The sequence below is a fragment of the Sulfuricurvum sp. genome (assembly GCF_023250475.1).
In the GTDB taxonomy this organism is placed as follows: Bacteria; Campylobacterota; Campylobacteria; order Campylobacterales; family Sulfurimonadaceae; genus Sulfuricurvum.
The window spans coordinates 1-13,802 of record NZ_JAHFAQ010000057.1 but is presented as its reverse complement, the minus strand read 5'-3'; the positions used below and the strand labels follow the sequence as shown (position 1 = coordinate 13,802).

Genomic DNA, 13,802 nt, shown 5'->3' with positions numbered 1-13,802 from the left:
TCATTGCAACCGATTTGCTTAGACCGTTAATGGTAACGGTACGCTGATACATATCATCACTGACCGCCGCGGCAGAGGTGAACTCTCCATCGTAAATGAGTTTTTCATACATTTCATCACTTGCTACGATGATATCCGTTCCTTCCAACACTTTCCCCAGAGCCGTAAGCTCTTCACGAGAATAGACCGCACCCGTCGGATTGGACGGCGAGGTAAGGATAAGCATTTTCGTTTTGGACGTAATGGCATTTTTCAGCTGTTCGGGTGTAATTTTGAATCCGCTTGAGTCATCGGTTGTAATCTCTACAACACTCCCTCCGCAGTACATAACCAGTTCAGGATACGTTACCCAATACGGAGCCGGAATAATCACTTCATCGCCTGATTGAATCGTACAGGCGAAAAGGTTGTAAAGGGAGTGTTTCGCTCCGTTATTGGCAATGATTTGATTCGGTTTATAGTCGAGGTTGTTATCCCGTTTGAGTTTGAGTGCGATGGCCGCTTTCAACTCAGGGATACCGTCTACCGCAGTATATTTGGTAAAACCGTCGTTGATTGCTTTGATAGCGGCATCTTTGATCACTTGCGGAGTATCAAAATCGGGCTCGCCTGCGGAAAAGCTGAGAATATTTTTCCCTTGTGCTTTAAGTTCTTGCGCTAACGTAGAGATAGCAATGGTAATCGATTCGGAGAGTATATTGACGCGATCGGTTAACATGGATCAGCCCTTGTAAAAAATTTGCGAATTGTAGCATGGTTAGGATTAAAAGTTACATTAGTTTTGGATTCAAAAAGAGTGGTTTACCGGTATGAAATCCCTGCGCGTAGGTGATGCCCAAATCGGTAATGTTTTGCAGAATCTCTTCAGAGGCGACAAATTCAGCGACGGTATCAATTCCTATCCGATGGGCGAAATCGACAATGGCTTCAACAACGATACGATTGCGAGGGTTTTCATTAATCGATTTGATCAATGTACCGTCGATTTTTAATATATCGACATTGAGCTTGAGAATATTTTCAAAATTGGAATACCCGGTTCCGAAATCATCTATGGCAAATTTTGCCCCTAATTCTTTCATACGGGTGATAAAGGAGGCAACTTCATCAAAGTTTTCAATCCCTTCGGATTCTAAAATTTCAAAAATAACCCGATTGGCAGTGCCGGTTTGGCGCAGGATATTTTCAATGGTGGTAACCGTTCGAACATCAAGCATATCACTGCTCGATAAATTGATCGAAAACTGTTCATCCCGTGCGGCAAATAAATGACATGCTTGGTAGACAACTTCCTGTGTAATATGGTGATATAGCTTTGTTTTTTGCGCAATCGGCAAAAAGTCGTACGGGGCGATTAGAGATCCGTCTTCGTTTTGTATTCGAACCAACGTTTCAAATTTTTCTATTTTTCCGGCAGCACACGATACGATAGGCTGATATTGGCAGACAATCCGATGTTCAACCAAGGCTTGGCGAATTTGGGCTGACATAGCAATATTGGCCTGATATTGCTGCTCAATCCCCTCCGATTGGTCATATATCGAGTAAGGAAGTTTGGCACTTCGCGCTTTATTGAGAGCAACGTCGGCATGGATCAACGGTTTATCGCTCTCAACTGCAATTCCTACCGTCGCACGTACGTGGACTGTTTCTTCCGCAATCATAAAGAGTTTTTCGCTGAGAAGCGAGAGGAGCATTTCTATATCGTGTTGAAATTCAATGTGTGAATTTCCCTCTTTTAAACGAAATGCGAATTCATCTCCTCCGATACGGTAGGGCTTGAGTTTCATCTCACTGAGCCAATGGGCGATTTGGGTTAAAAGCCAATCTCCGGCGTCAATACCGAAAAAGTCATTGATCTCTTTAAAATCGTCAATGTTTAAAATCGCTACCGTATTGATAGCTTTTTCGAGAAGATCTTCTTGTAGTTTGATGCGGTTTGGCAGTGAAGTGAGATTATCGTAATATAAATGTTGCGTTGCTCTATGGGTTTGTTCTGTAATCTTCATTTCAAGATTTTTGTTGATCGCTTCAATTTCATCCGAGTATTGAATAACGCTCTCCTGCATCGTTTCAAATGAGTGGATAATCTGGGTAAATTCACGCTGGGCATAGGGGATATCAAAGGTTATTTTTTTACCGGGTTTAAAGTTCCGTACTTTATGGGCAATCAATGTAATGGGGAGAAGTAGACGGTTTATCCATAGCATCATAAGCCATAAAATACTAAAGATACTTATGGTGATCCAACCGTATAGCGTATAAAAACGATCCATAGTTTTGGTAAATTCTTCACCGGAATAGGTAAGGGTGATCGAACCGATCGGCTTTAGCGTGGAGGGCTCCATTAAATCTGCGGTGATATTGATGGCTTGATACGATGAAGTAAAGTCGTGTTGACGATAGTTCAGATAGATGTTACCTTTTAGATCGGAAATTTTTAATGCAATGACTTCATTGCGTTGGGTAATGGCAGATAGCTTATTTCCTAAATCGTTTATCCCTAAAAAGAGGGAGAGAGACACTGCCGGACTAACCGTATCGATCAGTAAAGAAGCTTTCTCCTTTTGGGAGGTCAATGTCAAATCCCGGACAATTGAAAAAGTGGCTAAAGTAATCGTGATGAAAATAATCAACGTTACCAGGACAAGCGTCATAAAGAGTTTGGTTGAAAGTCGGGCATTTATAAAACGGTTCATTCGATAAGTCTCGCAATCTGATATAAGGTCTCATCAAAATGAAATTTGCCTTCTTTCAGGCTCTTTTTATTGATGTAAATGATCGTGGAGCGCTCAATTGCAATCGAGCCTAATATGCCGGAGTCTAAATCCGCAACATCATAGGAAAAGGTTGGAATAGAGTTGCTGATTCCCCATGCGGCAATTTTTTTGAGCGATTTGGAGTTGCATCTTTGAATGACGTAGACGAAAGCAATATCTTTGCGCTCGATTATTTCATTGAGGGAGAAAGGGACGGCGGTAAAGTGGATATTGGAAACCTTTCCGTTATGAAATTTGTTAATCTCATCTGCAATAAACTGGGCGTCCGATTTTCGATTTGAATCGTACACAACGGCAAAGATAACTTTCGAAGAATCCGTTTTCAATGTTAAACGGGTATCAAGCGCCATAATTTTTGGGAGCATACGAATATGGGCATTTAATATAAAGGTATCATCTGCAAGGGCAACAAAGAACCCAACCATCAGAAGGAAAAGAACACGCATTAAAATTTCCAGCCTGTTCTGATCCAAAATGTTCTACCCTCAATGGGGTAATCATCCGGATAGGTGGAAGGTGGCGCTATATAACGGTAAATAGCATTGTTCGCATTTTTCAAAGCACCCTGTATATAGAATCCGCTTGGATCTTCCCAACCTAAAATCAGATCGTATGAAGCGAAAGATTCCATCGAATTTTTTCGTGAATCATTTGGCCGTCGCTCTTTTTCACTGCTGTAACGTCCTAAAATAGCTGCCTTGATTTGAGGCGTTAAAGCATAAGACAGCCCCCCCTTAAGCAAATGAGTTGATGCATAGGGAAGATAATCGGTTGTTTCGTTTCCTTTAATCGTTTCCCCTCGAATATAACTATAGGAAAGAAAAGTAAGGTCATTTTCTCCGATGCTTCCCCGAAATTCTGTTTCAACGCCCTTAATATTCCGTTCACCGATGTTTTGATACATCTTATTCGTGGTGTTCGGTGTGATTTGATCTTTATTTCGAAGATAAAAGAGATTAACTCCAATCGTAGTGTCTACCGTCGGTTTATAAAGATACTGCGTTTCATAGGAGATTACATGCTCAGCCTCAAGATTAGGATTCCCTATTTGCTGTGGATTGTTTTGAGAATAGAGTTCTCGAAAAGAGGGGAGTCTGAAACTGTTTCCAACCATAAATTTGACGATGTGTTGGCGGTAAGGCTGATAAACCAAAGCGGCTCGGGCATAAGGTTCAACGTCTAGATTGGAAGCTTTGGTTCCCCCTAGGTTGAGGGAGAGGGCAATCTGGCTATTGATATCTATGGTATCGTTAAGATAAAACTCATCGGTGTGTCGACAAGCTGATCCGGCATCAATAAACGGGGCAGTAACCGTATAATCGACGAGGGTAGATCCGCCGCTTTTATTCGTTGTGACGGTCGACATATCAATAATGTCTTCATACTTTTGAGTATAGCCTGCGGTAATTTTATGATTTTTGATTCCGGTATAGTCTGCGGAAATAGTGGCATAAAGCATCCGTGTTTCAAAACTCAAATCGGCCCAAAATCCGTTTGGAAAAGGGATGGTATTATAGATGGTTCCCGGAGGAAGCAAACGGGAATCTTCTTCCCATCCGTCTTCCATAATCCCTGCCTTGGCGTTTATTGTTAACGCATTTGAAACTTTATGGGTGTAGCCCCCTTCGACATACCAAGAGGGGAAGGTTTGTTCTCCTTCTCTATTCGGTAAGGCACTTAAATTACCGAAAGCGCTCCCTGTGGTAAAATGGTTAAAACGCCCTTTGAGATAAAAATCATCGTAGAAATAAGAGAGTCCAAAGCCCACTTGTTCACTGTTTAGAGGAGCATACCCTACCTTGTGGTATTTATCGGTGACTTTAATAGGCGAGAGGGCATCGTTGCTTTGATAGAAAAAATCACTGGAGAGTCTCCACTTTGATGCACGATGCGTGTACCAAAATCCGGCTTGTCGAGCGCTATCGCTTCCAAAGCTTCCGAAAAGGGCACCATTTTGCAGTTTATTTTCATCTTTGGCATAGGTGATGACATTGATAGAGCCCGAATAGCCGTTTACCCCTTCGATAAAGCTTCCCGCTCCACGAACTATTTCAATTCTTTGTATAAGTTCGATCGGAAAATCCAAATAACCGGTGTAGGTATCAGCTGAACGATCATTAACTACGACACCGTCAATGGCCAGTTTTGTCTGCCCGTAGGCCAGGGGATTTGAGCCACGGATGACGGGTGTACGATTGTTGTTCGTATTGGCCATCATGTCAATGCCCGGGAGAAGCATAAGGGCATCTTTTAGCGTGTGAACTCCAAAAGGGATAAGATCTTTCTGTTCCCATACGGATAAAATAAACGGCTGATAGTCGATATTCTGATTGGTTTGCGTCGCCAGTTGTTCTGTATAGCTCATCTCTTCATTTAGGGAAGTTAGCGGAGGTAATTCCGCCGCATAAAGAGACAATGGAATAAGAGAATAAAAAAAGCTCAACGATGAAAATCTCAAAAATACCCTTGAATGTTTATAATGAACTTGAAATAATACTCAAAACCGGAGAAATTTATTGAATTGTACATTAAATATGTCCGAACAAAATGATTTATATTTAATCAATTAAGATGGTACGATTTTTCCCTTCTTTTTTAGCTCGGTACAAGGCCTCGTCTGCTCGGCCGATAAAATCGTCATAGCTATCACCGGCATGGTGCAAAGTGGCTCCGACACTGACGGTTATCCTGATTGTTTTACCGGAATAAATCAGATCGCTTTGTTCTATTTTGGAGCGAATTTTATCGGCTAAGATAAATGCCTGTTCTCTGTCGCATCGGTTTAACACTACAGTAAACTCTTCCCCTCCGTAACGATACACTTTATCTCCGCCGCGAATAACGGATTTAATGCTTTGCGCAAAAAAATAGAGTACCTTATCTCCTGCCAAGTGACCGTGCTGGTCATTAATCATTTTAAAGTTATCGGCATCAATCATAAGGAGAACCATAGGAAGTGTTTTGTCAACTCCGGCTTGAATCGCGCTATTCAAATCATCGATCAGCCCTTTGCGATTTGTCACTTTGGTGAGTGCGTCGACAGTAAGCTTGGAAACCGTTTCTTCCAGTTCATTGTGGAGTTCATCAATTTTACTTTGAGCTTTTTTGAGTTCAACGGACATGTTTTGACCAAGTTCGCTTAGTCCTTCAAGAAAATTGGCACATCGTACGATACCATCATCCGATACTTTGCTAATGTAGCGTTCTTGCATTTTCGCAACGTGTGAAATATCGGCATGAGTTTCGACAAAAGAGGCAATACTGCGATGGGCGATATCAAGGTATCGGCTTAACTCATTGTCTATTGCCGTTTCAGTTTTTTTTCTCTCTTCTAAAAGGTTCGGATCGGCTTGTTCATTGAAAATTTCATTGAAATATTTTTCATAATTGCTAGGGAAAGGGGGAATTGAAAGGGTTCTGAGTGTACTAAGAGTTTGATCGTGAATCGAAAATACTTTATTATTTATTTCGGCTTTGTCCATTTTCTTCCCTGCAAAATTTTATATTAAGATTCTGGCTTAATAATTTATTGTGATGATTGTATCATTATTATTAGAAATTTTTTAAAGCAAAAGGGGATGTAAAGGCTAATTTTTAGTTGCATTTTAAATTATGACGGATGAAGTTCAATTGTCGAATGGTATGCTTTGGAGTAAATTCGGTAGAGCTGATCGGTACTCAGGTGTATTTTAGGTGCCAAATTCTCAATCAGAGTTTCTATTTTTTTGGTTTTTTCAAGTTTTTCGGTAATCAGTAACAGCTTTCCAAAATACCCTTCACGTTTTAGCAGCGCATCGGTAATAAGCGTATCCAGTCGGATTTTTTCAATAATATTGGCCATCTCAACGTGTAAATACGTATCAATCAGAGAGAGGCTTCCGGTTAAAAAAGCTTCATCGGAGAGTTCGGGTTTACCCAATGCTTTTACGAGCTCTCTCATCATGTTTGCGCGGAATCTGGCCGCATCGACAATCGCTTCCTGAAACATTTGTTCATGTATACCGGAGTATAAAAAGAGTCCCAGCCATGAACGAAGTCTGGATGGTCCCAAAAGATTGAGTATCTGTTTAATACTTGTGATTTCTTGTCTAAAAGAAAATTCGGCAGAATTGATATAGCGTAAGAGATTAAAGGTAAGCTCCGGGTATAAGGAAAATTTTTCACAGATGATGTTCATATCGGCTGTTGCATAAAGGGTATTAATAACATCAATAGCATTGACAACCGAGGGTTCAATTTTTGTTCCGCTGATAATACTCGGTTTTTCAAAAAAATAGCCTTGAAAATAATCAAATCCGGCATTTTTACATCGTTCGAATATCTCTAAATTTTCTACTTTCTCAGCCAATAATTTGACATCGAGAGCCCTGAATTTATCAACAATCGCTTCGATTGTCAGATCGGTAGTCGCGAGTAAATCTATTTTTATCACATCAACATAGGGAAAAAGCAATTTGAAATATTCGATATTTTCATTGTCACAGGAAAAATCATCCAATGCAAATCGATATCCTAACTCATGCAGATGATGTACCCTTTCGATAACTTCGGGAGTAACTTTTGTGTATTCTAAAATTTCGAAAACAAATTTTGATTTAGGGAGAGATAAAAAGACGTCACTGAGGATAATTTGCTCATCGACATTAATATACCCTATTTTAGTGCCGATTATTGAAGATAGGCCAATATTATGAATAAGGTTAAGAATGACACGTGCCGTAGCATTGGCATTGTTCGAGAAGACGGCAATGCTGGAGTCAAGGGTGCTTCGATAAAGAAGCTCATAGGATACACATTTGCCTTCTTTATCGAATATGGGTTGTCGACCGATAAATATATCTGCTTCAATCATAATAATGCCCAGTCAGATTTTTGATAATATCTTAATTCTATTATCAGTAATTATACCCGTTAATTTTAGAAAAAAAAGATTTAGGTATGTTTTATTTTAGCCCTTCTGAACTGTAGACATTACGAGGGTTCCAAAGAATCCAGCCACAGCTTCCGAAAGCTTCGCTGGCAGCAATTTGTTCTCGAATCTCTTTAGCCCCGTATATACGGCGGTCGAAGGCATAATCACGAAATGCCTGCAACCACGGGCGATAGGCGAGAGGAGACGTTCCTGATTTTTCAAGCGCTTTATCAAGCGATTGTTTGACGATTTCGTAATTGGCTTTTACCGGATCGGGATATCCCGGAATTCCCGCATTAAATCCTGAGGGGTAGAGCATAGGGGAGAGATAATCCACATACGGGGAGAGGGCGTCTACACGTTGACCGATTTCGATATCGGCATTATGCCAGCTGACGTATCCAAAAATATCGGCAGAGATAAAGACATTATAGGGAAGGAGTTTCTCACGTGCCGCCTCCAAGAATCCCGCAATCGCTTTTACCCGCTCAGCCTGTGTGTTTTCAACCGAAAATTTTACCCCTTTGCGATCAGGAAAACGGACATAGTCAAACTGAATTTCATCAAAACCCGCCGCTGCGGCTTCGGCAGCGATGCTGAGGATGTAATTACGGGGCTCTTTGCGCGATGCGTCGATCCAGTAAAGCCCCTCTTTGTCTTTAAAAAGTGATCCGTCGCTGGTTCTAACCCCCATTTCCGGATGAGCAGTAACATACGGAGTATCTTTAAAAGAGACGATACGCGCAATGACATAGATCCCTTCTTTATGGAGATCGGAAACAAATTTTTTGATATCTTTGAAGAGGATAACATCCTGAGCGCCGATACTGTTGGCGATAGGATTGGACGTTTTAAAAGCGATTTGACCGCGGTCCATTTTCATGTCGATCACCAATGCATTGATTTCTGTCGTATCAATCAAATGTTTCGCATTCCCCATGATTTTACTGCTGGTCGCACCGAAACTTGAGAGATAAAGTGCTTTTGGATTGAACGGGGTCAAATACATTTGTCCGCCGCTTTTGTAAAACTTTCGTTCGTATCCGACAGCGCGTACCCCTAAAATGGGAGAAGAGGGGACTGTATATTCACCCTTACAGTCACTGCGATACTCTTTGCCTTGAGAAATGATGATAGCGTTAGCTATCGGTTTTGACGTTGTTTTATCTAAAATAGTCCCGCTAATCAAAGCCCCCCATGTCAGTGTAATGGAAGTGGCTAACACAAATAATGCTCTCAATTCTGTCCCTTGTAATCTGATAGCGACATCGTAGCAAAAAACAGTCCATAAATGGGAGGTTTGAAGCGATAAAATGTTAAAATTAACTAACAAATACCAAAAAGGTAATATTATTATGTCATTTACGACTTTAGGGCTTAGTTCCCATCTACTCGAGACTCTAGCTGAAAAAGGGTACACCGAGCCGACTCCGATTCAGACACAGGTGATTCCGCTGGTGTTACGTGGGCGTGATGTTCTCGGAGCAGCACAAACTGGGACGGGTAAAACGGCTGCGTTTGCTTTGCCTATCATTCAAAGATTGAGTGCGGCTTCTGACTCCAAACAAGCCAGCGCCCGTGCCTTGGTTATCGTTCCGACACGTGAGCTTGCTTCGCAGGTTGCCTCCGCAATAGAATCTTACGCACAGGGGCTTGAGCTTAACTGTATTGCCCTTTACGGCGGCGCCAATATGGCGCGTCAGGCCAAAGAACTGTCCGAGGGTGTCGATATCATCGTCGCTACCCCCGGACGTTTGATTGAGTTGAACAAGCAAGGGCATGTTCCATTGTCTCGAATAGAATTTTTGGTATTTGATGAAGCCGATACGATTTTTGATATGGGATTTATCCGCGAAGTGGGACAGATTATTGATCTTCTTCCGCTCACTCGACAAAACATGCTTTTTTCGGCAACGATGACAGGTGCGGTCAAACAGTTGAGTGAAAAAATCCTCAAAAAACCCCTGTTAGTTGAGATTGATAATCTTAAAGCGGCTGATATGACATTGCGCCAAGTGGTTCATCCGGTAGAAAAAGAGCGTAAAAAAGAGCTCCTTTCTTATTTGATCGGTTCTAACAACTATCCTCAGGTGCTCGTTTTTACCCGTACCAAAGCCGAAGCCGATGAAGTGAGCAGCGAACTTACCGCCAGCGGTTTGAAAAACGTTGTTATCCACGGGGATAAAAAACACGGTGCCCGAGATCGTGCCCTTAGCGAGTTTAGAGAAGGGTCTGCCCGTATTCTCGTTGCAACGGACATTGCGGCGCGCGGTTTGGATATAGAGGGATTGGATGTCGTGATCAATTACGATATCCCCCATATCAGTACCGATTATCTTCACCGAATCGGACGGACGGGTCGTGCGGGAAATGAAGGGCTCGCGATTACGCTTCTCTCCTCCGCAGAACATATTTCATGGAAAAAAATCATAACGATGTTGGGCAAAAACGTAGAGACGATTTTGGTTCCGGGATTTGAACCCCCTGCGGATAGCGCATTGGTCAAAACACGGGGAAAAAGCCTCTCAAAAGAGGGCGAGAAAAAAGAAAAAACGGCTGGAGCATTCGGTAACAAGCGTAAAAAAACCCCTGTTCAGCCGAAGTTTGTCGGTAAACGGGGACCGCGTCTTGCACGAGATGAACTTTCCGCTCAAGGCAATACCTCAGCCCGAAGCAGTGCCTTTGGCAACACTAAAAAACCTTCACCGAAAAAATCGGGCGGACGAGGGAGATAAGTAGCTTTTATACTTATTTCTCATTTAAAAAGATTCGAGCGTCAGGATCATAAGGGAGACGCTCGAAGCTCTCCAATACATGTCCTCCTCTATCCAATATCCCAAATTCTTTAAGTTCCTCTTTGATGCTATTTTCGAGCGTAGGTTTCAGGTGCATAGGAAAAATACGAAAATCTTGCCGTTTGCACTGCAGTAACTCTTCTGAGAGAATTTTCGGGGTCAAATGTTTGCTCTCCTGCGCGATCTTCTCATAGCTTGAGGGAAAAGAGACATCGATAATGAGTGAATGGATAGCAGGATGCGTGTCAATCATCTCCCATATTTCTTTGCATTTATAGGTATCCGATGTAAATAAAATCCCGTTTTTATTATGCTCAATCATATATCCGCAGCTTCCATCGGTGTGGTTGGTTTTAAAGGGAGTGAGGGTAATCCCATCCACCCTGTAGCGCTCATGCAGGGTGAGTTCGATTAATTGGATCGCTTTATCATCGTGGTTGATGAGACTTATTTGTTCAAAATCGGGCCAAATTCGATTATTGAATATGAACTGGCGTAAATCATCGAGAGTATTTTTGAGTCCATATATTTTGAGGGGAGCATTTTGTCTCATAACGAATAAATCAGCAATAAAAGGGATATCTATGATGTGGTCTAAATGAGAGTGTGTTAAAAAGATATGTTCAACATCATAAATATGAGCTCCCATCCCCTGAATCAGATTTCCGGCATCAATGACACAATGGTTTGAAACTCTTAAGCAGGTTGTCCCCTGTGAAGTAGATTTGGTACCGCTAATACCTAAAAATTCTATATGCTTCATATTCTTCCTATTTTGGTAAATGGAAATAACGATATTCAAATTTTTAAAAAATAACTCATAAATTCTATCAATAATGCAGTAAAGAGGATATTAAAACTCTTTCTGATTGTCACCAAATAACTCTATGCTACAATCACGTCATTAAAACTCCCTTTATAGGAATTCCCATGAGCTCTATTGATTTCTCTCTTTTGCCCCACACACCGTGTTATATCTGCGAAGAGGCTCTTTTAGAGAAAAACTTGCAAATCATGGCACGTGTTCAGCGAGAATCGGGAGCAAAGATTATCCTTGCTCTAAAAGGGTTTGCGATGTGGTCGACATTTCCCCTCGTGAGTGAATACCTTCACGGATGTACGGCCAGCGGCCTGCATGAAGCTAAGCTTGCACGGGAGAAAATGAATAAAGAGGTTCATACCTACTCTCCGGCGTTCAAAGATGAAGATATCGATGAAATCGCACGTATATCGGATGATATTGTTTTCAATTCTCCCGCGCAGTTCCAACGCTATTATGGGCGTGTCAAATCAATCAATCCGAATGTATCGGTTTCTTTACGGGTCAATCCCGAATATTCTTCCTCTCCCGTCGATTTGTATAATCCGTGCGGTCTCTACAGCCGCTTAGGGACGACGTTGGCGAATTTTGATGAATCTATAGTCTCTAAACTTGACGGACTTAATTTTCACGCCCTCTGTGAACAAAACGTTGATGCGTTAGAAGGCGTTCTAGCAGCATTCGAAGAGAAATTCGGCTCGTTCATTGCCGGGATGAAATACGTTAATTTCGGAGGAGGGCACCATATCACCCGTGCCGATTACGATGTGGATCGTCTGATTGAAGTGATCCGTGCATTTAAAGCACGGCACAACGACATCACTGTCTATTTGGAACCGGGCGAAGCGGTAGGGTGGCAGACAGGACCGCTGGTCGCATCGGTTCTTGATATCGTCCATAACGGAATGGATATCGCGATTCTGGATACGTCAGCAGAAGCACACATGCCCGATACTCTTGCAATGCCGTATCGTGCAATGGTTAGAGGTTCTGCAGAAGCGGGGGAGAAAGCGTATACGTATCGTTTCGGCGGCAATACGTGTCTTGCCGGAGATATTATGGGGGATTACTCGTTTGATGAGCCTTTGCAAGTAGGAGACAAAATCATCTTCGAAGATCAAATTCACTATACGTTTGTCAAAAATACGACGTTCAACGGGATCAAACTCCCCTCCCTCGCCATTTGGACGAAAGAGGGGAATCTCGAACTCGTTCACGAATTCGGCTACGAGGATTATCGTAACCGTTTATCTTGAATAAGCGAACGGTTAGCGTTTGGTTAAGACGGTTGCTAATGCTTCTGAAACGGTTTCGTACGTTTCTAAAATTGCGGCCATTTGTTCTAGATAAGTTTGTAACGCTTTTTTCTCATAATCGAGTTTTCTTTGGCGTCGCGTCAGTTCACTGATTTTATTGGCTATTTTATTTTTACTGAGTTCAATTTGATTAAAGGTTTTTTTCTTTAAATCCAGAAGCTCGGTTTGGTGATAGTTCAGTCTATTGATCTGTGATTTCAAAGAGACTTTTTCTTCGGGTGTTGCTCCGGTTTGATTTTTCAGCCGTATGATCGCTGCATCATTTTCAGCAAGTGTTTCTTGCAAATCGGCTAATTTTTCGGTGATAATTTCTTTGTTGTTTTTCTCAACAGCTACTTCATTTTGACATTCGTTAACCTCTTTGTCGGCAATGAGTATGGTCTCTTTTTGAGCAATAATTTTTAGTTTTACCTGTTTGTATTGCATCATCACCGAAACGACGGCACTGAAATTCCATTTTTGCTGTTTAGAATCGGTAATGGCGTATTTTTGAATTTTGTTTCCGTTGACATCAATAATGACTTCATCGGCAAAATATTTAATAAAGGCTTCGGCGTTTTTATCCCGATTTTCAATGTATTGTAAAAGATTTTTTGCCGTATAAAGGAGGATTTTATGAAAGTACTCTCGCAACACGAACCCGCTGAATCCTTCAACTTTGTTTCTCTCCTCCGGCTTAATGATTTCAAACAAAAGAATTTCGATCATGGAACGAAAGACAGGGATAAATGTTCGAGTAAAGGTGAGATTGTCAATGACAGAAAAATTTAATTTTTCAGCGATGACTTCACCCAAAATCGGTTCGATATGTTCCCATGCACCATTGGGAAAATAGGAACCGTACATCGCTTCCATATCTTCGATCGATTCACCGGCGAATCGCTTGTCTGCGCCTTCTGCAAATTTTTTTGGCGGGGTGTAGTGACGTATTGTAATACGGCCGCGAAGAAAAAAGATAATATCACGACTATCGAGATCAAAAATCTGTTCAATCTGCTGCCGTATCATTTGTCGGGCAGCATCCAAATCGTTATAAAATTTAAGAAAATTTTCCAACAGTGGCGTCCGTATCTCTTCCGGAATTGAAACCAGGTAGGGTACCGGAGAAAAATCAGCTTTTTGTTCAAAAACATTGAGGAAAGCGATGGTGTTTTGATGGAGCATCCGATCGTAGGCTTC

The 13,802-nt window shown here is 41.7% G+C and carries 11 protein-coding genes; 2 read left to right on the top strand and 9 right to left on the bottom strand.

Annotated features, from left to right (window positions below; all coding sequences use genetic code 11):
• The 7 genes from Q0C19_RS06790 to Q0C19_RS06760 form a co-directional block, all read right to left on the bottom strand.
• Positions 1 to 718 (bottom strand): pyridoxal phosphate-dependent aminotransferase (locus Q0C19_RS06790; protein ID WP_295054284.1); only part of this gene is annotated, 718 nt, incomplete at its 3' end.
• 52 nt (positions 719 to 770) lie between these two features.
• Positions 771 to 2,699, bottom strand: a complete 1,929-nt coding sequence (locus Q0C19_RS06785; RefSeq protein WP_295054282.1) for a GGDEF domain-containing phosphodiesterase — start codon at positions 2,697 to 2,699, stop codon at positions 771 to 773.
• Entirely contained in the window at positions 2,696 to 3,226 is a 531-nt protein-coding gene (locus Q0C19_RS06780) for a hypothetical protein (RefSeq protein WP_295054279.1), read from the bottom strand. The genes Q0C19_RS06785 and Q0C19_RS06780 overlap by 4 nt, the downstream gene beginning before the upstream one ends.
• Complete coding sequence (locus tag Q0C19_RS06775; protein ID WP_295054276.1) at positions 3,226 to 5,238, bottom strand: TonB-dependent receptor; 2,013 nt, start codon at positions 5,236 to 5,238, stop codon at positions 3,226 to 3,228. The genes Q0C19_RS06780 and Q0C19_RS06775 overlap by 1 nt, the downstream gene beginning before the upstream one ends.
• 100 nt (positions 5,239 to 5,338) lie before the next feature.
• Positions 5,339 to 6,262 (bottom strand): GGDEF domain-containing protein, encoded by a 924-nt coding sequence (locus Q0C19_RS06770; RefSeq protein ID WP_295054273.1) that lies wholly within the window; start codon positions 6,260 to 6,262, stop codon positions 5,339 to 5,341.
• A 128-nt stretch (positions 6,263 to 6,390) separates the two neighbouring features.
• On the bottom strand, positions 6,391 to 7,632 hold the full coding sequence (locus Q0C19_RS06765) for an EAL domain-containing protein (protein ID WP_295054271.1): 1,242 nt from the start codon (positions 7,630 to 7,632) through the stop codon (positions 6,391 to 6,393).
• Between the two features lie 91 nt (positions 7,633 to 7,723).
• A complete protein-coding gene (locus Q0C19_RS06760) occupies positions 7,724 to 8,932 on the bottom strand; it encodes a putative glycoside hydrolase (RefSeq protein ID WP_295054268.1) in 1,209 nt (402 codons plus the stop codon).
• Between the two features lie 115 nt (positions 8,933 to 9,047).
• Here Q0C19_RS06760 and Q0C19_RS06755 point away from each other — a divergent pair, with 115 nt between their 5' ends.
• Entirely contained in the window at positions 9,048 to 10,427 is a 1,380-nt protein-coding gene (locus tag Q0C19_RS06755; protein WP_295054265.1) for a DEAD/DEAH box helicase, read from the top strand.
• A gap of 13 nt (positions 10,428 to 10,440) precedes the next feature.
• Here Q0C19_RS06755 and Q0C19_RS06750 read toward each other — a convergent pair whose 3' ends face one another.
• A complete protein-coding gene (locus Q0C19_RS06750) occupies positions 10,441 to 11,250 on the bottom strand; it encodes an MBL fold metallo-hydrolase (protein ID WP_295054262.1) in 810 nt (269 codons plus the stop codon).
• Positions 11,251 to 11,417: 167 nt separating this feature from the next.
• Between Q0C19_RS06750 and nspC the strand changes: the two genes are divergently transcribed.
• Positions 11,418 to 12,563: a carboxynorspermidine decarboxylase gene (gene nspC, locus Q0C19_RS06745; RefSeq protein WP_295054259.1), complete on the top strand. Its 1,146-nt coding sequence runs from the start codon at positions 11,418 to 11,420 to the stop codon at positions 12,561 to 12,563.
• 12 nt (positions 12,564 to 12,575) lie between these two features.
• On the opposite strand, the gene Q0C19_RS06740 is transcribed toward nspC, so the two are convergent.
• Positions 12,576 to 13,802 (bottom strand): hypothetical protein (locus Q0C19_RS06740; RefSeq protein ID WP_295054257.1); only part of this gene is annotated, 1,227 nt, incomplete at its 5' end.